This window comes from Mesorhizobium sp. LNJC394B00, from assembly GCF_000502555.1.
Taxonomy (GTDB): domain Bacteria; phylum Pseudomonadota; class Alphaproteobacteria; order Rhizobiales; family Rhizobiaceae; genus Mesorhizobium.
This window is the reverse complement of the sequence record NZ_AYWH01000001.1, coordinates 635,998-660,127: the sequence shown is the minus strand read 5'-3', so window position 1 is coordinate 660,127 and position 24,130 is coordinate 635,998. Positions and strand designations below refer to the sequence as shown.

Genomic DNA, 24,130 nt, shown 5'->3' with positions numbered 1-24,130 from the left:
GCGGATTGTCGCTGCGCTGCGGTCCTTCGCATCCCCCGACTATCGCCGTAATCGACCAGCGCAGCAATTTCAGGCAATCTGACCGATAAGGCGCTCCAAGGGGAGATGGGCGCCGCTTAGGGAGGACCGCGATGAGCAAAATGCCGCGCTATGAGGATGCCGTTCAGCGCTTTCGCATCGAAGATGAGATCGCGCGGTTGTATGGCAACCCTGGGACCGGCATCAATGCCTATGTCGAATGCTGCGGCCGCTACACCGGAGAAGACCGGCTGGCGCTGCGCGCGATCTCGGCCGGTGGTGAGCTTCGCGAATTCAGCTTCGACGATCTCGCCGACATGTCGGGGCGCGCCGCCAATGTGCTCAAGGCCGCCGGCGTCCGTGCCGGCGATGTCGTCGCCGGCATGCTGCCGCGCGTCCCCGAACTGGTGGCGCTGATCCTCGGGACATGGCGCATCGGCGCGGTCTACCAGCCGCTGTTCACCGCCTTCGGTCCGAAAGCCATCGAGCACCGCCTCGGCTATAGCGGCGCCAGGATCGTGGTGACCAACCCGACCAATCGCGGCAAGCTCGACGAGGTCGAGACATCAGCGCAAATCGCCAACATCCTTGGCAATGGCGATGTGCTGCCTGCAGGCGACATCGATTTCCGCGCCGCGCTTGGCACCGCCTCGCCCGACTGCCAGCCGGTGATGCGCAAGGGCGACGACTTGTTCATGATGATGTCGACGTCGGGAACGACCGGCCTGCCCAAGGGCGTCCCGGTGCCGCTCCGCGCCCTGCTCGCCTTCGGCGCCTATATGCGCGACGCGATCGGCTTGCTGCCCGACGACATCTTCTGGAATATCGCCGATCCCGGCTGGGCCTACGGCCTCTATTACGCCATCACCGGCCCGTTGCAGCTCGGCATCGCCACGACCTTCCATGAAGGCGCCTTCAACGCCAAGAGCACTTACGACATCATCGAGCGGCTCGGCGTCACCAGCCTTGCCGGCTCGCCGACCGCCTATCGCCTGCTGATGGCGGAAGGCGCGGAAGCTGCGGCCCGAGTCAAAGGCAGACTGCGCGTGGTGAGCAGCGCCGGCGAGCCGCTCAACCCGGAAGTCATCCGCTGGTTCGACGCAAATCTCGCCGCGCCCATTCACGACCATTACGGCCAGACCGAGAACGGCATGATGGTCAACAACCATCATGGGCTCTCGCACGTCGTGCGCGTGGGCTCGGCCGGCTTGGCAATGCCCGGATATCGCATGGTGGTATTGGACAAGGCCGGCAACGAGCTCGGCCCCAACCAGCCCGGCATCCTCGCCGTCGACATCGCGAAGTCGCCGCTGCGCTGGTTCGACGGCTATCACCAAGCCGAGACGCCAGCGATCACGGGCGGCTACTACCGCACCGGCGACACGGTGGAGTACGAGCCGGACGGTTCGGTCTCCTTCATCGGCCGCGCCGACGATGTCATCACTTCGGCCGGCTATCGCATCGGCCCGTTCGACGTCGAAAGCGCGCTGATCGAGCATCCGGCGGTCAACGAGGCGGCTGTCGTCGGCGTGCCCGATCCGCAGCGCACCGAGATCGTCAAGGCCTTCGTCGTTCTGGCGCCGGCTTACAAGGGCAATTCGGAGCTCGCCGAAGAGCTGGCCCAGCACGTCAAGAAACGGCTGTCGGCGCACGCCTACCCGCGCGAGGTCGAGTTCATCACGGAACTGCCGAAGACCCCAAGCGGCAAGATCCAGCGCTTCCTGCTGAGGAAGGCGGAGGTGGAGAAGCGCAAGGCGTGATTAGGCGCCAATCTCCCCCCTCGAGGGGGAGATGTCGCCGAAGGCGACAGAGGGGGNACGCGGTAGGGCGGGCGAAGCGGCTAATCTCCCCCCTCGAGGGGGAGATGTCGCCGAAGGCGACAGAGGGGGTCGTTGCGCGTGAAGCGCTAACGTCGTCTCGCGCTGCAAAAGGAGTCAGCGCTTCACGCGCGGCGACCCCCTCTGGCCTGCCGGCCATCTCCCCCTCATGTGGGGAGATCTGCAGCTCCAACGGCGTCTTTTTTCAGCCCAATGTTGTCATGTATCCTTGGAATCGAACGTAGAGCAGGGTTTATATCATGCGGTGGGTCTGGACGTTTCTGTTTGCACTGGTGAGCAGCGTGGCTTTCGCGGCCTCGCCGGAGGACGACTATGTGGCCGCGCGTGACAAGGCGATTGCTGATATCGCAGCGCTGAACAGTGCGAACGCGGCAATCGAGACCATCGACGCTGAGAACGAGAAGGCGCTGGCCGACCTCCAGCAGCGTCTTGCCGGCATCATCGGTCCGCTGGCGGTCAAGGACTTTCCGCCAACCGGCACAATCAATATCGAAAGCCTCAGCGACTCCGATATCGGCTATGGCATGCTCGATGGGCTGCGATACACCAAGGGCGACGACGGCCCCAGCCTAGTGGCAACGACGCGAGGGCTGCTGGAGCGCTGGCTCCAGTCCAGAACCGCCGAGACCGACGAAAGTTTCAAACTGCCCGCCGGCATCGATGAGGCGCTTAAGCTGGATGCCTTCTATACCCAGGCGATCAACAGCGACGCCGCCTTCGAGGGAACGCTCGACTTTCCATTGAAGAAACCCGAAGGCGCCGACATCGCCTTCGCACGGCTCGGCGGCTGGACGCAGGACGTCGGGCCGATCTATGAGCAGGAAGTCATCGTTACGCTCGTCAAAGGCAACAGCGTGAGAATTATCGCAGCGCCGGCAGCCCCTGCCGTTCCGAAGATCGCCGCCTGCGACGCCGTGTGGGCTGCTGCGGACGCCGCCGCGCAGAAATTCCAGGAGGCCTACCAGGCATCGGACCTGAAGGACGAAAAAGCGTTCGAGTCCTCCAACGCCGCCTGGGACAAGGGCGACAGCGACTACCGGGCCTGCATGGCGCAGCGCCTGCCGGCTGACCCGGCTTTCCCGGCGCTGCTCGCCCAGGCGCAGGCGCTGGCCGATCAAATGGCTGGGAAGTAAGCCTCCCGCAAGGGCCCGCGCGGCAAGATCAGGCGGCTTGTTGCAATCTGAGGCGAATATGACTTCGCCGCTGGGTTGCAGAACGCTGCAACCTGGCGTCCTACTTTCGGACACTCATTCAGATTTCGGCTGGACCCTGGCAGCCAAAAGCTTACCGTTTGTTCTCGGATTCGTCTCGAAGCTCAAACTTAAGCTTTAGCTACTATGGTCGACCGAAGGACTACTGTCCTGGAAAGGTCTTCGGATCGAGTTGGCAGGTGCAATGCTCAATTCCGGCCGGTTGAAACGGGCCGTTTTTTCTTCCGCCAACTTGCCGGCGGCGATTGCCTTTGTCGTGCTTCTCGTCTGCGCCCTGGTTGCCGACCAGAGGAACAGAGAGGTCTCCGATCAGCTGGCGCGCGCCGACGTCCTGGCCAAGGTCAACATCATACGTGCCAAGCTCGAAGGCAACATAAGCGGCAATCTCCAGCTGGTTCAGGGTCTCGTTTCGACAATCGTTACCGAGCCCTATATGGGCCAGCAAAGATTTGCGGCACTCGCCCGTAATTTGTTCGAGCAAAAATCGCAGTTGCGCGATATTGCCGGTGCGCCCGACCTCGTCATCGCGCTGATATATCCGCTGGAAGGCAATGAAAAAGCCATCGGGCTGGACTACCGCAAGAGCGATACGCAACGCATGGCCGCGCTTCGCGCTCGTGACCAGCGCGCGCTGGTGCTCGCCGGGCCGGTCAAACTGGCGCAAGGCGGACGTGGCTTCATCGGCCGTATCCCGGTCTTCGTGCCGACGGCGGGTGGCGGCGACCGTTTCTGGGGTATCGTCTCGGCCGTGATCGATGTCGATCGGCTCTACGCTGCCAGCGGACTGACCGACCCTGATCTGGATATCGATGTGGCGCTTATCGGCAAGGATGCGCTCGGCGGCGGCGGGGAACTGTTCTTCGGCGGCGATAATGTCGTGTCCGGCAATCCGGTGATGGCAGAGGTGCAATTGCCTTCAGGCTCCTGGCAAATTTCAGCCATACCGAAGGGCGGTTGGCCGACCGCTCCGAAAAATGAGTGGCTGTTGCGTCTGCTCATGGCGCTTGCCGGCGCGCTGGTGGTGCTGCCGATCCTCGTGGCAGGACGTCTTTTCGGTGAGCGGCAGAAAAATGACGCCGAGTTGAGGCGCCTGTCCCGGCGGCTGGAGCTGGCGTTGGAAGCCTCTGCTATAGGCGTGTGGGAGCACGATACAGTCAGCAACGAACTCGTATGGGACGACCGCATCAACGAAATCTATGGCAAACCCTCAGGCGGCAAGTCCCGTAGCTATGACGACTGGGCCTTGGCGATTCATCCCGAAGACTTCGAACGGGCTAAAGCAGATTTCGATTCGGCTGTTGCAACACAAGGCCCCTACTCTTCGCAGTATCGGCTCGTGCGGCCGGACGGCACCATTCGCCATGTGCGCACCCGCGCCAGTTTCTTCCGGGACATCGACGGCACGCCAAAAATGATCGGCGCCGAATGGGATGTGACAGGCGACGTGCTGCTCAACGAGAATCTCGTGCGTGAACGTCGCCTTTCAGAATCGAAAAATGCCGAACTGAACCTGGCCAAAGCCCGCATCGAGCATGTCGCGATGCATGATTCGCTGACCGGTCTGCCCAACCGTCGGTATCTGGACGAGATGCTTGCCGAAAACCGCGAAGCCGACGGCCGTGCGGCGTTGCTGCATCTCGACCTTGACCGGTTCAAGCAGATCAACGACACGCTCGGCCATGCAGCGGGCGATGCATTGCTGGTGCATGCTTCGAAAGTCATCAAGGCCAGCGTCGGCAGTGCCGATTTCGTTGCGCGCATCGGCGGCGACGAGTTTGTCGTGCTGAGCCATGGACGCGACGACAAGGACCTCGCCGCGCTGGCCGACCACATTATCGATGCGATGCGCCAGCCGGTCGACTATCTGGGTCACCAGTGCCGGTTCGGCGTCAGCATCGGCATTGCGGCCAATAGCGGCGTCGATGCCAAGCAGTTGCTTGTCAATGCCGATCTGGCGCTGTACCGGGCGAAAGGCCGCGGCCGCAACCGCTACGAGTTTTTCAACGAAGAGCTGCAGAGCGAGATCGTGCGGACCAAGCAAACCGCCGACGAGATTCTGGGCGGGCTCGAGCGGAACGAATTCATCGTCTACTATCAGCCGCAGTTCGACGCCAAGACGCTGGAGATCGTCGGCGTCGAGGCGCTGTCGCGTTGGGATCATCCGCAACGCGGCATGCTGACCCCCGACGCCTACATCAAGGTGGCTGAAGAACTTAATGTCGTGGCGCTTATCGACCGCACCGTCCTGGAGCAGGCGCTCGATAATTTTGAGCGTTGGTCGCGCAGCCACCTCAACATCCCGCGCGTCTCGGTCAACGTTTCCGCACGGCGCCTGGAAGACAGGGACCTGATCAAGGGTTTGCGCAAGCTTCCGATCAAGGAAGGGACCGTGTCGTTCGAACTGGTGGAGTCGATTTTCCTCGACGAAAACGACGAGCTGGTCAGCTGGAACATCGAACACATCAAGGGGCTCGGCATCGACGTCGAGATCGACGATTTCGGCACCGGGCATGCCTCGATCGTCTCGCTGTTGAAGTTGCGGCCCCGTCGCCTCAAGATCGACCGCCAGCTGGTCACCCCCATCACCAGCTCAACCGCACAGCGGCAGCTTGTGTCGTCCATCATCGACATCGGCAAGTCGCTCGGGATCGAAGTGATCGCCGAGGGCGTCGAGACGATGGAGCACGCGCGCATCCTGAAAGAGCTTGGCTGCGACATCCTGCAAGGCTTCCTGTTCGGCTACCCGATGGATGCCAAAGCCTTCAAGGCCTTCGCGCAGTCGCGCAAATGGCTGGCGGCGAGCTGACAAATCCTGGCTTTGCTGGACGCAAATGCGGACGCAGGACCTGCGTCAGGTCCGCAGCCCCGGCGCCTCGTGCCCGGTCCTCTCCACATATTCGGTATAGCCGCCGCCATAGGTGTGGATGCCTTCTGGCGTCAGTTCCAGTACGCGGTTGGAGAGTGCGGCCAGGAAATGGCGGTCGTGCGAGACGAACAGCATGGTGCCTTCGTATTGCGACAGCGCCGTGATCAGCATCTCCTTTGTGGCGATGTCCAAATGGTTGGTCGGCTCGTCCAGCACCAGCAGGTTGGGCGGGTCGAACAGCATCAGCGCCATTACCAGGCGCGCCTTTTCGCCGCCCGACAGCACCCGGCATTTCTTCTCGATCTCGTCGCCGGAAAAGCCGAAGCAGCCGGCGAGTGCCCTGAGCGGCGCCTGGCCGGCTTGCGGAAACGCGTCCTCCAGCGTCTGGAACACGGTCCGTTCGCCCTCCAACACCTCCATGGCGTGCTGGGCGAAATAGCCCATTTTCACACTCGGCCCCCGAGCAACTGTGCCGGCATCCGGGTCAGACGCGCCGGCCACCAGCTTCAGCAGTGTCGACTTGCCGGCGCCGTTGACGCCCATGATGCACCAGCGCTCGCGGCGGCGGACCTGGAAGTCCAGCCCCTCATAGATCGAGCGGCTGCCATAGCCCTTGTGGACGTTCTTCAGCGTCACGACATCCTCGCCGCAGCGCGGCGCCGGCTGAAAATCGAAATTCACGATCTGACGGCGCTTGGGCGGCTCGACACGATCGATCTTGTCGAGCTTCTTCACCCGGCTCTGCACCTGGGCGGCGTGTGACGCCCGCGCCTTGAAGCGCTCGATGAAAGCGATCTCCTTGGCCAGCATGGCCTGCTGGCGCTCGAACTGCGCCTGCTGCTGCTTGTCGGCGATCGCCCGCTGCTGCTGGTAGAATTCGTAATTGCCGGAATAGGCGGTGAGCGAACCGGCGTCGATCTCGACCACCTTGTTGACGATGCGGTTCATGAACTCGCGGTCGTGCGAGGTCATCAGCAGCGCGCCCTCATAACCTTTCAGGAACTGCTCCAGCCAGATCAGGCTTTCGAGATCGAGATGGTTGGACGGTTCGTCGAGCAGCATGACATCGGGCCGCATCAACAGGATGCGGGCCAGCGCCACGCGCATCTTCCAGCCGCCGGACAGTTTGCCGACATCGCCGTCCATCATTTCCTGGCTGAAGCCCAGGCCGTCCAGCACTTCGCGGGCGCGGCCATCGAGCGCATAGCCGTCGAGTTCCTCGAAACGGTGCTGCGCCTCGCCATATTTCTCGATGATCTCATCCATCCGGTCGGCCTGCTCGGGATCGGCCATGGCCGCCTCGAGTTCGGCCATTTCGGCCGCCACGTCGCTGACCGGCCCGGCGCCGTTCATCACTTCGGCCACAGCACTGTGGCCGGCCATGTCGCCGACATCCTGGCTGAAATAGCCGATGGTGACGCCGCGATCGACCTGCACCTGGCCCTCGTCGGGCTGCTCCTGGCCGGTAATCATGCGAAACAAAGTCGTCTTGCCGGCGCCGTTCGGACCGACAAGGCCGATCTTCTCGCCCTTCTGTAGCGAGGCCGAGGCCTCGATGAAGACAAGCTGGCGGCCGTTCTGTTTGCTGATGCTTTCAAGACGGATCATGAGGCGGTCCGGGGGAGTTGGTGCAAAGTTGAGGGATTTGCCCGGGGCCATACGCGAATGAGCGCAAGGAGGAAAGAGGCAGAAGCGCCACAGATGGTGGCGAGGACCCCGTCATCGCGCTCGAAAACAAAAATCCAGCGATTGTCGAAAACCGCCCTCGCGGACCGACATTGGCACGGCGGCCTGCATGGCCCCCAAACAGCGACACCAACAGGCAGGAATATGACGATGGCCAAGATGCTCGTGATCTACAAAACCCCGGCTGATCCGGAGGCGTTCGACCGGCACTATTTCGAGGCTCATGTGCCGCTGGCCAAGAAGCTTCCCGGCCTGCGGCGCTACGACATCAGCAGGCGGCCCATCATCAAGCGCTCGGCGGGCGAGATTCCGTATCTGGTCGGGACACTCTATTTCGACAGCCTCGCCGATATGCAGAGCGCATTTGCCACCGAAATCGGCATTGCCTGCGCCGCTGACCGGCGTATACTCGCCCCAGGAGACGATGACTTGACGATGCTGCTGTTCGACGTCGACGAAGTGTGAATCTTAGCCGATCTCGGAGTGGAACGAAGGAGCCGCGCCGAAGCGGACGACGTTACTTCGCGTCGTGGAAGATGATCCCCACCGTATGCCGCCGTCCCGAGCGCAGGCGGCTGACGCCGTGCCGGAGATTGACGCGGTAGTGCCCTTTCGTGCCTTGCACCGGGCGATTGTGGACAGCAAAGATCACTGCATCGCCTCGGGTCAGCGGCACCACTTCGGCTGCTTTGCATGCGCGGGCGCTGCTCGGTCAGCACGAATTCGCCGCCGGTGAAATCCTCGCCGGGCTGCGACAACAGGATCGCCACCTGCAGGGGAAAAGCGAGATCGCCGTAGAGGTCCTGATGGAGGCAGTTGAAGTCGCCGGGGCCATATTGCAGGAGAAGCGGCGTCGGCCGCGTTTGGCCGCTTTCGTGGCAAAGCTGGAGGAAGGCGGCGTGGTCATCGGGATAGCGCCGTGCCGCGCCCATGCGTTCGTTCCAGTCGTTGGCGACGCCGGCCAGCCTGGGATAGAGCGCGGTGCGCAGGCCACCGACCAGATCCGGCAGCGGATAGCGGAAATAGCGGTACTCGCCCTTGCCGAAGCCATGGCGGGCCATCACCACATGGCTGCGGAAATGGTCCTCATGCGGATAGAGACCGGCGATCTCGGTGCACTCCTCGGGTGAAAGCAGCGCCGGCATGACGGTGCTGCCGTGGCTGTTCAGTTCGCCGATCAGAGCACTCCAGTCCTGCGCTGCGATGCGCGCTTCGGCCGAATGGGCTGCGCGTTTGGTGCTTATCGAATGGATGGTCATGGATGCCTCCTTTGCTTGCGGTCAAAGTGGGGCGAACGAGGCGCCTGGGCCACCCGATTCCTGCGATGAACATTGTCATCTGCTGCCGGCAGCGATTAACTGTGTACATGCATCTTTCGATCGAACCGCTAAATGGCGTCAAAGGGCTTCCTCTCGGATCGTCTAAGGCGACTGTCAGATCCTTCTTTTCAGGAGAGCTCAAGGTCTTCCGGCGGAGCCCAACCAGCGTTCCGGCCGACTATTGGCCGGACCTTGGAGTATTCGCCTATTACAAGGCCGATGGCGCACTCGAAGCGCTAGAATTCACCTCGCCTGCGATCTTGGAACTGGGTGGCGCGTCGCTGTTTCCGATTTCCATGGAGGTTGCGCTGAGGTTCTTGAGACAAACCGACCCCAATGTGAAGGTCGAGATCGATAGCGCGATTTCGAATGCTCTCGGCATCAGCATCTGGACAGCCATAGGAAAAGAAGCGGACTCCCAGGTGGAAACACTTTTGCTGTTTGGAGCCGGCTACTACGGCTGATCCTTCCGGGCGATATCCACTGCAGATCGACTGCGTATCGATCGCATCAGACCGGATCGGCACCCTTGCGGCGATACGCCTCCAACTCAGGGTCCAGATCGACCCTCACCGCGTTTGTGAACAGGCAGGTCGCCACCATGATGCCGGCGAAGGCGACGAGGTTGACCAGCAGCGTGTCGTCATAGCGAGCCTTCAGCGCTGCCCAGATGTCGTTCGGAATGACATTGGCATCGGCGGCGACTGCCTTGCCAAATTCGATCAGCAACGCCTCGTCGGAGGTTGGCTGGATTGCCTCGGGATCAAGGCCACCATCGATCAGCGCGCGGCGGAAGAAGGTAAGCGGTATCTCGGCGCGGCATCTCTCGGAGATCGCCAGCGACAACAGCCAGACAGCGCGGTCGTCGAGTGCGGGCTTGAGCAGATCGCGCAGGGTGAACCATTCGGCATAGATGCGGTGGGCCGCCGGTGAATGCAGCAGGATGCGCTTCATGTTGGTCATGCGCCCGCGCAGGCCAAGCTCCCTGTCGTGCTCGGCGCGGATGTCATGCGATGCCGAGGCGTAGTCGATCGGCGGGATCATGGCCTTGGGACGGTCCTTGGTTGGTGGCAGCGAGGCATTCCGCGAAGCCCTCACCCAAGCGTCGTATGCAATTGCGGCGCGGCGCGCAGCGTGTTGGACACCGTGCAGATCGCTTCGGCGTCCTCGACGATCCGCTGCTTGGTCGCAGCGTCGAGATCGCCTGAGATGTCGAGCCTGATGTTGAGCCTTTCGACGCGCGACGGCTCGTCCTTGGCCTTCTCGCCGCTGACCTCGGCGCGCACCTCGCCAAGCGCGGCGGCAACCCCGAGGCGGGAGGCGGCGATGCGCGCACTCAGCACCATGCAGGCGGCGAGCGAGGCGTAGAGCAGGTCGAGCGGATTGAAGCCCGGCGCGCTGACGCCGGTGACGACATCGACTGCACCGCCGGTCGGAGTGGTGATGGAAGGCAAGCCGCCGGGCTGCAGCGTCGCCGTCGCGCCGGTGACGCGGGTTCTGACCTTCAACTCAGCCATCGCAAATCCTTCTGGCCGGCAGTCCGGCAAAGGGGTAAGGATCGCCCGTGGCGTGTCCTGTCCCGCTATATGGTATGTCCTGGGCCGATACCGCAACCTCCGCAGAAGCGGCACCCTGTCAGCAATCTTCACCACGCCCGTTCCCTCTCCGCCCTGCCCTGCGGTAGGCTCGCGCGATCCGCAACAGGATCGCGAGAGCCATGATCGTCCAGGCCTGCATCAATGGCGCGCGCGCCGCCGATTTTCACCCCACACTGCCGCTCGACTCCGACGCTATGGCGCGCGACGGGGCGGCTTCGATTGCCGCGGGCGCAGCTGAGCTGCATGTCCATGCCCGCAGCGCGGACCGCCGCGAGAGCCTTGCGCCGGCAGCGATGGATCCGACCATCGCAGGGCTGCGCCGTGCCTGCCCCGGTACGCTGATCGGCGTCTCCACCGGCGCCTGGATCGAGAATGACGATACAAGCACGCTGGTCGCCATCGCCGGCTGGCGCGAATTGCCGGACTATGCCTCGGTCAATCTCAGCGAGGCGGCCGCGCCTATCGTCATGGAGAGCCTGCGGCAGCGCGGCATCGGCATCGAGGCGGGTCTGGCGTCGGTCGCCGACGCCGAGCGGCTGGTCGGCCTCGACCATGGCGGGCGCGTGCTGCGCGTGCTGATCGAGATTTCCGAGCAGACGCTAGACGAGGCTTTTGCGGTCGCCGACGGCATCGAACAGGTCCTGGAGCGCGCCGGCATTCGCCGTGCCATCCTGCTGCATGGCGAGAACGCGACGGTGTGGCCGTTCGTGCGCCGTGCCGCGGATCGCGACTGGTCGACGCGCGTCGGGCTGGAGGATGGGAAGCATCTGCCGGATGGCACGGTTGCGGCCGGCAATGCCGCGCTGACGGCGGCAGCGGTGGCGATCTTCCAGGCCGGGCGATAGCGCATACAAGCAGCGCGCCAAGGCATCGCCGAGACGATGGCGATCGCAAGGCCCGGGCCGCGAAAGTCGGTGAAAGCTATTCAAATTTTATGTATTAATTAAACCGGCAGTTAATCGTCGCATCAACGATCTCATCTGTGTTAATATTCTCCGGCATCGGGGACATTTTTTAATGAACGTCATTCCGGATAATGATCACGCTGCGCCGCGTCGGATTCAACAATATACATCGATACAGACCCTGCGGGGGCTAGCAGCCCTTATGGTTGTTATCTATCATCTTCCGGCCGCACTAGGCGTGCTCGATTTGCCTATTCCCATTCTAAACAGCGGCGTCGACCTGTTTTTCGTCATCAGCGGTTTTGTCATGGTTCTCTCGACGGAGAACAGACATCGCGACCACCGTGCTTTTTTGATGCAGCGGTTCACGCGCGTCGTTCCGTTCTATTGGGTCATGACCTTCCTCATGGTCGCCGCACTTTGGCTGTTTGCCGGTCGTGGAGTGTCCTTTGAGCAGATTACCAATAGCCTGTTTTTCGTGCCCTATCTCGATACGGCCACAGGCTATGTCCAGCCAGTGCTTGGCGTGGGTTGGACGCTCAATCTGGAAATCCTGTTTTACATTCTGTTCGCGGCGACTATGGGTTTTGGTGCGCTGACGCAAATGGCCACGATTGGCGTTGTCTTTGCAATCGCCGTAGCCGCACGCATTATCTTCAAACCCGCCGCCGACACTGTGCTGTTTTTCTATACCACGCCAATCCTGTTTGAGTTCCTTGCCGGCATGGCTGTCGGCCGTCTGGTCGGCAGACTGCTGCGTTTGCCCGCTTTCCTGGGTGCCTCGGCTGTCGGGTTCGCTATTGTGTCCACACTGGTGATGGTACTTGGCTTCAACTTGCCGCGAACCCTTGCTCAAGGTATCCCGGCGCTGATCCTTGTCGCGGGTTGCATCAGCCTGGAGAGCTACTTCCGACTTTTTGCTCCTCGCGTGCTGGCAAGGCTGGGAGATGCTTCCTACTCTCTCTATCTGACCCATCCTATCGTGCTGCTCGCGATCGCTCCTGTCGTTGCAACCGCCAATGTGTCACCATGGCTTGCAGGCATAGCTATTGTCACCGCCTGCATCGCCGTGTCCCTGGCGAGTTATAGTTTTATTGAAAGGCCGCTTTTGGCCATGTCGCGAATGAGCCTCTCCGCTTATCAGGTGAAGGCGTGAGTTGCGGCTACGCCGCAACTTGGTCGGCCTGTTATGCGGGTGCGTTGCTCACTACGACCTCGCGTCGCGTTCAAGCGACCACGGCGGCGGCAAGATCGTCTTCGCACTCCGTCGCCTAGTGCTGTCGCGCACATCCTCGACTGCCCCAAAATGCGCAGCGGTTTTGGGACGACATGCATCCTGTCTTGCCCGAACGCACACGGAAGGGACACAGAGGGATGACATAGCTCTTGCTGCTGTTAAAAATTCCCCATAAGGTATTTTTCATATCCGAAAGAAAATCCGATCGTTTCTTTCCCTTTATGAAAGCCTTGCCTTTTGCGTGAGCATCTCGATCAAACCGATCGACGGCTGGTAAAGCTGTTGTCGCAGGATGCCCAGCCCGGCATCAACCGGCTCGCCGAGACGATGGCGATCTCGGTGCCGACGGTGCGCTCAAGGTTGCGCAATCTGCTCGACCGCAACCTCTTGAAGATCGTCGGGCTGCTCAATCTGACCGAACGCCCCGAGTTGATCTCGGCCATTGTCGGCATCAACGCTCAGGGACGTGGCCGCGCCCGGGAACTGGCGCAGCGCATTGCCGAACTGCCTTTCGTCAACTCGGCCTCGGTGGTTACCGGGCGCTTCGACATCATCGTCGACGTGACCGTCGCCGGCGATGTCGCCGACCTCTACCGCATCACCAGCGAGCTGATTCCGGGCGCCGGCATTCCCGGGGAAGTCGTGCGCAGCGAAACCTTCGTCGTCATGGCTTCATGCAACAAATGGGTCAGCCTTCCCGAAGGCTGCTGGTCGGAAGAAACACCGTCACGCAAGGAGCCGGCATGAGAATAGCTGTTCTCGGCGGCCTCGGCCTGCAGGGACGGGCGGCCATCGCCGATCTCGTCGCCAGCGCCGGTGTCGAGGAAGTCGTCTGCGTCGATACGTCGGCTGACGGCCCTGCCCGGCTTGCCGGGCTGACCGACCTTTCCCGCGTGCGTTTCGTCATGCCCGAGGGCGCGATCGGTCCGGCGCTTGCCACCGTGCTGGCGGATGTCGACGCCGCCATCGATCTGTTGCCGCAGCCATTGATGCGCGAGGCGGTGCAGGCCGCGATCGCAACGCGCACGCCGCTGGTCACTACCAATTACGGCAAGGCGATTGCCGATCTGGCGCCGGAGGCTGAACAGGCCGGCGTTTCGATCATGACCGAATGTGGGCTCGATCCCGGCATCGACCTCGTGCTCTATGCGCGCGCCGCAAAGCAGTTCTCTACGATCTCCTCGATCGATTCCTATTGCGGCGGCATCCCCGAACCGAAGGCGATGGCGAAGCCGCTTTGCTACAAGGTAAGCTGGAATTTCGACATGGTTCTGGTCAGCCAGAACCGCGACAGCGTGATGATCGAGCATGGCAAGCGCGTCGAAGTGCCGGCCGGCCGACAGCACGACAATGCCTTCATCCACGAGATCGAGGTCGCGGGCCTCGGCCGGCTGGAAGCTTTCCCCAATGGCGACGCTCTGCACTATGTCGAGATGCTGGCAGCCGCCAAGGGATTGCAACGCTCGGGCCGCTATACGCTGCGCTGGCCGGGATGGTCGGCGTTCTGGGCGCCGCTGAAGGAACTCGGCTTCCTCTCCGAAGACAAGGTGCCCGGCACCGGCGCCAGCCCACGCGAATTTCTCGGCCGTCTGCTCGGCCCGCAACTGCAATATGGCGCCGACGAGAAGGACCTTTGCGTGATGCGCAATGTCTTTTCCGGTCTCGAAGGCGGCCGCGCCAAAACGGTGACGTCGGACCTGATCATCGAACGCGACCTGGCATCAGGCCTGTTCGGCATGAGCCTTGGCGTCGGCTATCCCGCCAGCATCGTGGCGCAGATGCTGGCGCGGCGCGAGATCGCCACACCAGGGCTTTTGAACCCGCTGCTGCATGTGCCGGACGGGCCGTTCTTCGACGAGCTGGCCAGGCGTGGCATCAAGGTTGCCGAGACGGTGGCCTGGGACTGAGGATTTTCGAACGGTGGCTGCCGCCGGCAAACGGTGCCGCCGCTCAAAAAACACCCGAAAGGGTGGAATAACAAAGTGGAACAACAACGATAACAGGAGGAATGCCAAATGAAGATTGCCAAGCTTTTCATCGCCGGACTTGCGCTTGCGGGCCTGACCGCTGCTGCCAGTGCCGGAACGCTCGACGAGATCACCAAGCGCGGCGAACTGCGCGTCGCGGTACAGACGCAAGGACCTCCCTTCTCGCTGGTCGGCGCGGCCGGCGAGCGCACCGGCAGTTCGGTCGAACTCGCCGAACTGATGGCCAAGGAAATGGGCGTCAAGATCACCTTCCTCGACTATGATTGGGACGGGCTGATCCCCGCGCTGCTTTCGGGCAAGGCCGACCTGCTCGTCGCCGACATGACGCCGACGCTGGCGCGCGGCATGAAGGTCGCCTTCACCACACCTTACATGTATACGGGCAGCACCGTCTTCACCAAGGCCGACAGCAAGTTCAAGACAACCGAGGACTGCAAGGCCAAGGGCACCAAGATCGCCGTGCTGTTAGGCGCCACCGGCGAAAAGGAAGCCAAGAACGCCTTCCCGGATGCCGACATCAAGAGCTACAAGGGCGGCGGCCCGCTGCTGCTCGACGCAGTCAACAACGGCCAAGCCGATTGCGGCGTCAACGACGTCTCGGCGGTCAAGGGTCAGTCGACAGCCTATCCCGCCGGCACCTTCACCATCATGCCGGACCTGTTGTCGAAGGAGCCGCTTGCCTTCGCCACCCGCTACGACGAGCCGGACCTGTTGATCTGGATGAACCTGTTCCTCAACCAGGTCAGCATCGACGGCCGCTTGCAGAAGAACCTCGACTACTGGGTCAATTCCGACGCCTGGAAGAAGGATCACTAAGCAGAGGTAAGCAGGGAGTAGTGAGTAGGAAGTAGTGAATGGTGAATGGTGAATGGTGAACGGCCATTCCGGACGCCCTTCACTGCTCACCACTCACTACTCACTACTGCCCATTCACCATTCACAATTCACCGCCATGCTCGAAAATTTCAGCTTCCGCACCATCGTCGAATATCTGCCTTTGTTCGGGCAGGGTCTGATCACGACCGTGTGGCTGTCGGCGCTGTCCTTTGCGGGCGCGCTGGCCGTCGGCATCGTGCTCGCCGCCATGAACCTGCAGCGCGGCCAGCTGTTTCGCGTGCTGGCCAAGGGCTATATCGATGCCGTGCGCGCCACGCCGTTGCTGGCGCAGCTCTACTTCCTCTATTTCGGCCTGCCGCGTCTCGGCTTCGTCCTGCCCGAGCTCGTCGTCGGCATCATCGCTTTGTCGCTGAACAGCGGCGCCTATGTCGCGGAAATCATCCGCGCCGGCATCCTGTCGATCCCGCGCGGCCAGGTCGAGGCCGGGGTTGCCTCGGGAATGACCTATGTCCAGCGCATGCGCCTGGTCATCCTGCCGCAAGCCTTCAAGGTGACGATCCCGCCGCTGCTCGGCCAGGCGATCGTGCTGGTCAAGGATTCCGCGCTTTTGTCGCTGATCTCGGTTTCCGAACTGACGCGCGCCGGCCAGTTGCTGGCGTCCGACCGCTTCATGCCGGCGGAAGGTTTCATCACCATCGCCGCTTTCTATCTGCTGCTCTATTACGGCCTCAAAGGACTGGCGGGGCTGTCCAGTCGCTGGCTCGGTCTGCAGCCGGCAAGGAGCAGCACATGATCTGGCAACAGCTGCAAAGCCTGGCCGGCAGCTACCCCCTCGCCTTGCGCGGCCTTGGCATGACCGTGATGCTGTCGGCGATCAGCCTGGTGCTGGGCACGCTGCTTGGCTTCGGCCTCGGCATATTGCGCACCGGCGGCAACCGGCTGATCTCGAGCGTGATCGGCGCCTGGGTCGACCTGATCCGCGGCACGCCGTTCCTGGTGCAGATCTTCCTGATCTTCTTCATCCTGCCGGAATTCGGCATCGAGCTCGATGCCTTCACGGCCGGCATCATCGCGCTCACCAACCTCGCCGCGTGCTTCATCTGCGAGATCGTCGCCGCCGGCATCCGCTCGGTGCCGACCGGCCAGGTCGAGGCAGCTCTGGCGTCCGGCCTGTCGCGCTGGCAACGCATGCGCCAGGTGGTGCTGCCGCAGGCGATGCGCATCGTGCTGCCGCCGCTGGTCGGGCAATATGTACTGTTGATCAAGGATTCTTCCGTCGTCTCGGCGATCGGGCTGACCGACCTCACCCGCGTCGGCTGGCTGGTGGTGCAGCGTGTGCCCAACGGCCTGCTGGTCTTCTTCCTGGTCGGCGTCGGCTATTTCGTCGTCTGCTATCCGCTGATCATGCTCGCCCGCCGGCTGGAGCGCCGCATGGGCGCGGCGCATGGCGAGGTGCAGCTGTGACATCGAACCCAAAGGGCTGACCGCCATGACCAATCCAAGCCCGACCAAGACAAACCTGACCAAAACGGGCATGATCGACTTTCGCGGCGTCAACAAATGGTTCGGCTCGCTCAATGTGCTGAAGGACATCACGCTCAGCGTCGAGCCGCGCGAAGTGGTCGTCGTCTGCGGCCCAAGTGGTTCGGGCAAGTCGACGCTGATCCGCTGCATCAACGGCCTGGAAGCGATCAAGGATGGCGACCTCGTCGTCGACGGCCAGCGCCTCGGCGACCCCGCCACCAACATGACGCAGCTGCGCACCGAGATCGGCTTCGTCTTCCAGTCGTTCAACCTCTACCCGCACAAGACGGCGCTGGAAAACGTCACGCTGGCGCCGATCCATGTGCGCAAGATCCCCCGCGCCGAGGCCGAGCAGGCCGGGCGCGACTTGCTGGCCAAGGTCGGCCTCGCCGACAAGGTCAACGCCTACCCGTCACAGCTGTCCGGCGGCCAGCAGCAGCGTGTGGCCATCGCGCGCTGCCTCGGCATGCGCCCCAAGATCATGCTGTTTGACGAACCGACCTCGGCGCTCGATCCCGAGATGATTTCCGAAGTGCTCGACGTCATGGTCGCGGTGGCCGAGGAAGGCATGACCATGATGGTGGTAACGCACGAAATGGGCTTTGCCCGCAAGGTGGCGCAGCGCGTGGTGTTCATGGACGCCGGCGCCATCGTCGAAAGCGGCACGCCGGAAGCGTTTTTCTCCGACCCGAAGACCGACCGCAGCCGGGCTTTTCTAAGCAAGATTCTAAGGCATTAGAGTTTAGCCAAAGCCGGTCGTCCGAAAGGCCGCGGGGCAGGAACTGTCGACGCACAGCGCCAAACAACGAGCCGCCGGTAGAGTGGATCGGCTACGTTTAGGTCTCCGGCTACGCCTCTGGGACCTTCCACGTGCCGTCCAGAACCTTCGCGCGTGGTCGATAGAGCCGTACCATCCAGTTCCAGCCGGGCCACCAGTCAAGCCACCGGCGCCGCGCCGCGCCGCTCGAGCGCGGTCCTGCGGATGATTTCCGCGATTTCCGGGCTGCTGCTGCACAGCATCTGGAAATCCGCCGCGTGCAGCGACAGGAGTGAGACAGAAGTTGCGGCAGTGACGGTCGCCATACGCGGTTCGCCGCTGATCAGCGCCATCTCGCCGAAGAAGGCGCCAGGGCCAAGCTCCACCGGGTTGGGCGTCGCGACGCTGACGCGGCCCTCCACGACGAAGAACATCCGATCACCGGTCTCGCCACTGCGGCAGATCACGGCGCCCGCCGGCACCGTGCGAGGCCTTAACGCGCGCACGATCTCGACCAGCGTGGCCGGGCCAAGCTTCTGAAACAACGGAACGCCGGCAATCAATTGCCAATTGCGGACGAAATCCTCGCGACGGACTTCTTGATAAAAGCCGGAGGCAAGAATGCCGGCCCAGAGCCCGAAGATGCCGATGCCACACATCATGACAGCCCCGGCAAGGACGCGGCCGGCGAAGCTTTGCGGAATGTCGTCGCCATAGCCGGTAGTGGACAGCGTGACCACCGCCCACCACATTGTCTCGGGGATGCTGCCGAACTTTTCCGGTTGGACGTCGCGCTCGATGACATAGGCCGCGAGTGCGACACCGAACAGAACCAGGCCGAAGACCGTGGTGACGCCGACCAGGTTGCGCGCTTCGTTGGCCAGAACCCTGCCAAGCAGCGGGAAGAAGGTCGAGTCGCGCAGCGGCTTCAGCAGCCAGACAGCACAGTAGAGGCTCCGGTCGGGCGTGCCGTCGAGCAGAAATGCGGCGACTGGAACCAAAACCGCGAGCACATCGATCGCGATTGCCGGCGTCCTGTCCCTGAGGTCTCCCGCCCAGCGCTTGAGCAGGGTCTCAGCCATCTGCAGAAGATAGGCGGCCCAAATTACAGCGAGCACGGCAGCCAGAAGCAGTCTGCTTCGTCCGGACATGTTCGGCATCGTAAGCGCAGCCACCGCCAGAAGCCCAGGCGCAGCCAGCACCGCGTTTAGCGGCGCGTAAATTCTCAAGAAAGGCAGTACCGACATTCTATGCCCACCAGCGGCCACTGTGCTCCAGAATAGAGGCCTTCCGGGCAAGCGCAAAGGGTGCTTTGCGATCGCAAGATCTGGTCACGCCAACTCCTGTCGGGCGCCGCTATCGGCGCTCCACGGTCGCACTGCAGGCGACGGATCAGCTCGGGAGCCGCCACATTCGCACGCGACCCGCACCGCGCAATTCCGTTTCCTCGAGTGGGTCGCAAGCAAATTTCGGTCCAAGCAGCTGGTAAGTTGCATCGGAAATACGGATTTCATCGGGCTCCGCGGACGTTTGAATACGCGAGGCGAGATTAACGGTCTCACCCCACAGGTCATAAGCGAACCGCCTCTTGCCTATGACGCCGGCGACGATCGGTCCTGAGTGAATTCCAATTCTCAGCCTTATCGGCTCTCCTGCGAAGCGTTCCCGCTTGACCGCTTTGCGCAGCTCAATCGCATAGCGCGTGAGGGCCTTTGCATGATCGGATCGCGCCGTGGGCAGGCCGGCGACCACCATCACACAATCGCCAATTGTTTTGATCTTTTCGCAGCCGTATCGCTCAGAGAGCCGATCCGCCGCCTTGAAGAAGTAGTTTAATATAGCGAGCGTCGTCACCGCTCCGACGCTGCGCGCTCGTTCCGTAAAACCGACGATGTCGGCAAAAAGCACACTCACCTCTGCGTGGTTGTCGGCAATTTTCTTTTGCGCTTTCAATCGCTCCGCGATCGAGGCCGGGAGAATGTTGAGGAGCAGGTTTTCGGCGCGCTGATATTCACGCGCCAATCCCTCCTGGCTCTTCCTCAACGCCTCGTTCGTCGATTGCAATTTTTCGTTGAGTTGACGCTCCCTCTCTTGCAGGAGCGTCATTTCATAGGCCTTCTGTTGAAGCCGCTGCCTGTTGTCTCGTTCGGCAGTGGCGTCCAGAAAAAGCAGCCACACGAACGCATTGTCAGCAAAAAAATGGAGGTCGGCGACACGCCCGCCGGGCAGTTCAACCATGTCCATGCGAAACGGAAGCTCCGGGCAAGGCAGCAAACCCTCCATGAATTCAAGCTGCTCGGCAACAGGCTTGCCGATGCGAAGTGATGACAGCCCGTAATGTTCAACATTACCGCCCTTGGCAGCTATGCAAAGCTCAGGGTCGATTTTCAGATAAGCGACAGCGTGCCCGTCGAAGAAGAAATTGAAAAACCAATTTCTGACTTCTTTTGGCAATTCATGCATGGTCTATTTGGTGACCATCAAGGCAAGTTGACGAAAGGCGTCATCTACCTGCTCGCCCGAGAGCGCACTTGTTAGATAGATTTGCCATCCACGTTGCCTCAACTCGTTGATCTCACGATCCGATATCGCCCACCGATCGGCCAGATCGGACTTGTTGAACAGCAATACGAACGGCATGGCGCCGAATTCGGCCTCGACCCGTTCGCGCAGCGTGAGTGCCACGGCAAGAGTAGCGGCGCGGGTTCCATCGACGACTAGCACGAGCCCGGTTGCACCGCGAACATAGCTGACGCGGAATGAGCCGATATCGTCCTCGCCGGCCAAATCCCACAAAATCAGATCCACGGTTTTGTCCGGGAGCGCGACGCTCTTCTTGTCGATTTTCACTCCAACGGTGGTCAAGTAGGTTTCTGAGAAGATGCTCTGCACAAACCTGCGGACCAGACTCGTCTTTCCGACAGCGAAACCGCCCAGCATGCAGATCTTTTTTTGCAACATGTTGAGCTCCGCTAGTCCAGGTTTACGGTAATCGAAACCCGGCGATTGGTGGAGCTACCGGTTAGACTGTTTTCAGGTACAGCCGGCTCAAAAGTGCCCGCGCCCCGAACCAGCAGCAATTCGGGAGCGACGCCCCGCTTGTTGAGAAGCGCACGAACTGTCTCGGCGCGGGCGGCGCTGATCGACGCGTTGGCCGTCTCACGGCCCGTGGTGTCCGAATGCCCGGTCAACATGAACCGCGCCGTTACGCCGGAATTGCGGGCACTCTGGGCGAATTCCTTTATTTGATCCGCCAACCTGTCGAGAACCGGCGTCTGCTCCGGTCCCGGCACAACCTTGCCGGAAGAGAAGAAAATATCGGTCGTCTGGATGGCCTGCCTCAAATGATTAAGTTCTGCAAGGTTCAGCTCACGCAGTTGCGAGACATCCAGAACCACTCCGTCCGCCGAAAGTTGTTCAGCGGCGGCCCGCGCGCGGTTGATCCAGCCGGCAGGAGCCTCACCCACGGCCACGATGCGACCCTGGATGATCGAGAGCTGAACGGTTTTCGGCGGGGACAGCGCCGCCGTCAGCCGCTTCACCACAAACTTCGGATCAAGGCTCTGATAGAATTGCCACTGTGCATGAACGCGGGCAGGATCAACGTCCGTTCCGGAGAGCAGGGCTTGCGGGTCGGCGGCAAGCGGGTCTCTCAAGCCGGAAATGTAGAAATGTCCGCCCCTCGCGCTTTGTTGGGCGACGATGATTCCCGATTGGGCCTCAAGTCGCGACACATAATACTGCCAGTGCTCCGCCGCGCGTGCTTCGGGGCTCACGTCACGAACCTTGGAGATGTCGAATTCGGGTCCGCCTGCCGAAAGCTGCCGGGCCGCCGCGCGCGCGCGATCGATCCAGGTGTCTGGAGCCTCACCCTCGGCAACGATGCGATCATCGACGATCGAAAGTCGTACTGTATCCGGCGGATACAGCGACGCCGTCAGCCGCTTCAGCACGAACTCCGGCTCAAGGCTCTGATAGAACTGCCACTGCGCATGAACCCGGGCGGGATCGACCTCTGTTCCCGACAACAGCGACTGCGGATCGGCGCCAAGCGGGTCTCGCAGGCCGGCAATATAGAATTGGCCGTCGCTTATCTTTTGGTCTGCAACGATGATGCCCGGCTGGGTCTCCAGTCGCGACACATAGGCGTGCCAGCGCTCCGCCTCGCGCACTTGGGGACTTACGTCACGAACCCCCGAGATATCGAAGACCGGCCCGCCTGCCGAAAGCTGCTGGGCCGCCGCGCGCGCCCGGCTGATCCAGGTGTCGGGAGCCTCACCCTCGGCGACGATGCGGCCATCGACAATCGAAAGTCGCACTGAATCCGGCGGAGCCAGCGACGCCGTCAGCCTCTTCAGCACGAACTCCGGCTCAAGGCTCTGATAAAATTGCCATTGCGAATGAACCCCGGCCGGATCGACTCCCGTGCCTGACAACAGCGACCGCGGGTCGACGGCAAGCGGGTCCCTCAGGCCGGCAATATAGAACTGGCCATCGCGTACCTGCTGTTCGGCAACGATGATGCCCGGCTGGGCCTCCACTCGCGACACGTAAGCCTGCCAGCGCGACACGTAAGCCTGCCAGCGCTGCGCTGATTGCCAGGAAAGAAAGTACCAAACGCCTGCCAGACTCAAGAGCAACAGGGCAACGGCCGCCACCAGCCACGGAAATCCGTCGTTTGATTCCTCTTGCTTGAGCTCGACGCAGGTCTGCAACTGCGCCTCTACGGAGGCCAGCTGCGAACCGTCGCCGTCGAACTGCTCTAAAGCCTCTGAGGATTGCTCATGGATGCGAAGCAACACATCGCGAACGATTTCATGCAATTCCTCCGGCGGATTTCCCCGGATCACCGAAACCAGTGTCGCAAACGGTCCAACTTCCGACCAGAGACGAAGCTCGCCGAAACGGATTGTGTCCAGGCCGCTCTGCTCTTTCTCGTTAAATGAGTCTTTTACAAAATCCTGAATCGCACTGAGCATCGAAGAAATGAGCTGAGGATCTTCGCTCGTCGCATTGTCGGCAGTTACATGCGCTATCAAAAGGCCGGAATTCCGATGAATGAGAAAGGCATGTTCCACACGGTAGACAAGGGAATGCTTCAGAACAACTGCGGAGAAGCTTGCCCCTGTTCTCCAGGCTTCAAGTCTCCACTTGAGCCCGTGCCAGGTGAATATGTGCCTTAGAGTTTCATTCAGCGACTGAAAGGTCTGGTCGATCTTTTCGCCGATCGACTTGCGAATTGCCGGCAGAAACACCGGGTACAATATGTCCGTCAGCGTGCGCGGGCTCTTCTGGATCGACCGTTGCACAGCCCGTTCGACAGCTGGCGCAAGCGCCTCGCCGAGTTGCGCGTAAGGCGCTCGTCCGGCAGCACTGGGAAGAACGTCGCCCACGGCCGCCGCAAGCTGCTCGGGTTCGTCGAGCAGATGCGTGACGCGTGAAAGCTCGGAGATTTCGCGGCTGACCAGCAACTGCCGCAGCGTTTCCATGCGCGGATCGGCGGTTGGAACCGCCTCGAACTGCGCACGGTAGTCCGGATCAACGTTCCGGGCAATTTCGATCAAAAGACGAGCCAGAGCCTCGCGATCAATCTCTGTATCGTTCGAGGCTGTTCTTTGCGGAAGGTTGAATGGGTCGACGGTGGACGTCAAGGTCCCATCAACTCACTTTCCAGCTACGGTCCGAGTTGCTCTTGCTCCCGACGGGATCCTGATTGAGACACTTTGCAACCTCGACAAACAGGCCAGCCAAAAGATTTCGGTCGGTCTTGACGTTGCTGAGGTCGGCAAACATCTTCTCGATCAGCATCTGAACGCCTTCATTCTTCTGCTTGATTTCCTCACGCAGCAAATGATCGTTTCGATTTATCCGGTCCGAAACGTCGCGCTCGAGCGCGCTCAACTGATCCGACAACGTGCGCACCTGCTTTTCAAGAGCCTGGTTTTGCTCGCGAAGATTCCGGTCGATCTCTTTGTCGGCATCGGCTCGTGAATCTTTTTCGCTCCGTAATTGCCCTGCAAGCGAATCGATCTGCTTCTTTGCATTCGACTCGTACATTTCGAGATTGCGCTTGGCCTCGGACTCGACATCCTTGAAGCGCTGCAACACCCGTTCTTCAAGCTTGGAAAAACGGCGGTCATAGTCCTGCATCTGGTTGCCGAACAGCAGGTCACGGATCTTGTCGACACCGACGGCGTCGCCGGCGGTTCCGTTTTCGCGAGCCTGAACTCCCATGAAGTTCAGCCCGTTTCCTTCTGTGTTACCTATCAGATTTACGTCCGCCTTCTTTTCTGAAGAAGCGGAATTCGAAGATTCCTTAGCCATCCATATACCCCCATTGAACACA

21 protein-coding genes and 1 pseudogene are annotated in these 24,130 nt (G+C 61.5%); 13 read left to right on the top strand and 9 right to left on the bottom strand.

Annotated elements, in window-relative coordinates; all coding sequences use genetic code 11:
• The first annotated feature begins 131 nt into the window (after positions 1 to 131).
• The 3 genes from X751_RS160275 to X751_RS160285 all read left to right on the top strand — a co-directional run bounded on the left by X751_RS160275 (position 132) and on the right by X751_RS160285 (position 5,873).
• Positions 132 to 1,778, top strand: coding sequence for an acyl-CoA synthetase (locus X751_RS160275; RefSeq protein ID WP_023743851.1), 1,647 nt, complete (start codon positions 132 to 134; stop codon positions 1,776 to 1,778).
• A 317-nt stretch (positions 1,779 to 2,095) separates the two neighbouring features.
• Positions 2,096 to 2,989, top strand: coding sequence for a hypothetical protein (locus tag X751_RS160280; RefSeq protein WP_023693888.1), 894 nt, complete (start codon positions 2,096 to 2,098; stop codon positions 2,987 to 2,989).
• A gap of 262 nt (positions 2,990 to 3,251) precedes the next feature.
• On the top strand, positions 3,252 to 5,873 hold the full coding sequence (locus X751_RS160285; protein WP_031246884.1) for an EAL domain-containing protein: 2,622 nt from the start codon (positions 3,252 to 3,254) through the stop codon (positions 5,871 to 5,873).
• Between the two features lie 45 nt (positions 5,874 to 5,918).
• Here the strand turns inward: X751_RS160285 and X751_RS160290 are convergent, their stop codons facing one another.
• Entirely contained in the window at positions 5,919 to 7,541 is a 1,623-nt protein-coding gene (locus X751_RS160290; protein WP_023689031.1) for an ABC-F family ATP-binding cassette domain-containing protein, read from the bottom strand.
• Between the two features lie 228 nt (positions 7,542 to 7,769).
• On the opposite strand from X751_RS160290, the gene X751_RS160295 reads away from it, so the two are divergent.
• Entirely contained in the window at positions 7,770 to 8,084 is a 315-nt protein-coding gene (locus X751_RS160295) for an EthD family reductase (protein WP_023695528.1), read from the top strand.
• A gap of 52 nt (positions 8,085 to 8,136) precedes the next feature.
• Here X751_RS160295 and X751_RS1000000165205 read toward each other — a convergent pair.
• A pseudogene (locus tag X751_RS1000000165205) lies at positions 8,137 to 8,878 on the bottom strand (2OG-Fe(II) oxygenase).
• A 65-nt stretch (positions 8,879 to 8,943) separates the two neighbouring features.
• On the opposite strand from X751_RS1000000165205, the gene X751_RS0132560 reads away from it, so the two are divergent.
• Positions 8,944 to 9,402 carry a hypothetical protein gene (locus X751_RS0132560; protein ID WP_050586866.1) on the top strand — a complete coding sequence of 153 codons (459 nt, stop codon included), beginning with the start codon at positions 8,944 to 8,946 and terminating at the stop codon, positions 9,400 to 9,402.
• 46 nt (positions 9,403 to 9,448) lie between these two features.
• Here the strand turns inward: X751_RS0132560 and X751_RS160300 are convergent, their stop codons facing one another.
• Complete coding sequence (locus X751_RS160300; protein ID WP_031246882.1) at positions 9,449 to 9,982, bottom strand: hypothetical protein; 534 nt, start codon at positions 9,980 to 9,982, stop codon at positions 9,449 to 9,451.
• 50 nt (positions 9,983 to 10,032) lie between these two features.
• The gene (locus X751_RS160305; protein ID WP_023670326.1) at positions 10,033 to 10,455 is read right to left on the bottom strand and encodes an OsmC family protein; all 423 of its coding nucleotides are present in this window, start codon (positions 10,453 to 10,455) and stop codon (positions 10,033 to 10,035) included.
• 200 nt (positions 10,456 to 10,655) lie between these two features.
• Here X751_RS160305 and X751_RS160310 point away from each other — a divergent pair, with 200 nt between their 5' ends.
• The 8 genes from X751_RS160310 (at position 10,656) to X751_RS160345 (ending at position 17,766) form a co-directional block, all read left to right on the top strand.
• Entirely contained in the window at positions 10,656 to 11,381 is a 726-nt protein-coding gene (locus X751_RS160310) for a 3-keto-5-aminohexanoate cleavage protein (RefSeq protein WP_023743846.1), read from the top strand.
• Between the two features lie 172 nt (positions 11,382 to 11,553).
• On the top strand, positions 11,554 to 12,597 hold the full coding sequence (locus tag X751_RS160315) for an acyltransferase (RefSeq protein WP_084558235.1): 1,044 nt from the start codon (positions 11,554 to 11,556) through the stop codon (positions 12,595 to 12,597).
• Positions 12,598 to 12,915: 318 nt separating this feature from the next.
• Entirely contained in the window at positions 12,916 to 13,425 is a 510-nt protein-coding gene (locus X751_RS160320) for an Lrp/AsnC family transcriptional regulator (protein WP_023670324.1), read from the top strand.
• The gene (locus X751_RS160325; protein WP_023733917.1) at positions 13,422 to 14,585 is read left to right on the top strand and encodes a saccharopine dehydrogenase family protein; all 1,164 of its coding nucleotides are present in this window, start codon (positions 13,422 to 13,424) and stop codon (positions 14,583 to 14,585) included. The genes X751_RS160320 and X751_RS160325 overlap by 4 nt, the downstream gene beginning before the upstream one ends.
• 108 nt (positions 14,586 to 14,693) lie before the next feature.
• Positions 14,694 to 15,482, top strand: coding sequence for an ABC transporter substrate-binding protein (locus tag X751_RS160330; RefSeq protein WP_023684789.1), 789 nt, complete (start codon positions 14,694 to 14,696; stop codon positions 15,480 to 15,482).
• 136 nt (positions 15,483 to 15,618) lie between these two features.
• Positions 15,619 to 16,296 (top strand): amino acid ABC transporter permease, encoded by a 678-nt coding sequence (locus tag X751_RS160335; RefSeq protein WP_023684788.1) that lies wholly within the window; start codon positions 15,619 to 15,621, stop codon positions 16,294 to 16,296.
• Entirely contained in the window at positions 16,293 to 16,967 is a 675-nt protein-coding gene (locus X751_RS160340; protein ID WP_023684787.1) for an amino acid ABC transporter permease, read from the top strand. The genes X751_RS160335 and X751_RS160340 overlap by 4 nt, the downstream gene beginning before the upstream one ends.
• A gap of 70 nt (positions 16,968 to 17,037) precedes the next feature.
• Positions 17,038 to 17,766, top strand: coding sequence for an amino acid ABC transporter ATP-binding protein (locus X751_RS160345; protein WP_023670319.1), 729 nt, complete (start codon positions 17,038 to 17,040; stop codon positions 17,764 to 17,766).
• Positions 17,767 to 17,963: 197 nt separating this feature from the next.
• Here X751_RS160345 and X751_RS160350 read toward each other — a convergent pair whose 3' ends face one another.
• From X751_RS160350 to X751_RS160370, 5 genes are all read right to left on the bottom strand, one after another.
• Positions 17,964 to 19,031 (bottom strand): cyclic nucleotide-gated potassium channel, encoded by a 1,068-nt coding sequence (locus X751_RS160350; RefSeq protein WP_023689038.1) that lies wholly within the window; start codon positions 19,029 to 19,031, stop codon positions 17,964 to 17,966.
• 145 nt (positions 19,032 to 19,176) lie between these two features.
• Positions 19,177 to 20,247, bottom strand: a complete 1,071-nt coding sequence (locus X751_RS160355) for an adenylate/guanylate cyclase domain-containing protein (RefSeq protein ID WP_023689039.1) — start codon at positions 20,245 to 20,247, stop codon at positions 19,177 to 19,179.
• A gap of 3 nt (positions 20,248 to 20,250) precedes the next feature.
• Positions 20,251 to 20,745 (bottom strand): Rab family GTPase, encoded by a 495-nt coding sequence (locus X751_RS160360; RefSeq protein ID WP_023689040.1) that lies wholly within the window; start codon positions 20,743 to 20,745, stop codon positions 20,251 to 20,253.
• Between the two features lie 11 nt (positions 20,746 to 20,756).
• Positions 20,757 to 23,435 carry an OmpA family protein gene (locus X751_RS160365; protein ID WP_027048849.1) on the bottom strand — a complete coding sequence of 893 codons (2,679 nt, stop codon included), beginning with the start codon at positions 23,433 to 23,435 and terminating at the stop codon, positions 20,757 to 20,759.
• A gap of 7 nt (positions 23,436 to 23,442) precedes the next feature.
• Entirely contained in the window at positions 23,443 to 24,108 is a 666-nt protein-coding gene (locus tag X751_RS160370) for a hypothetical protein (protein WP_023670314.1), read from the bottom strand.
• Positions 24,109 to 24,130: the final 22 nt, after the last annotated feature.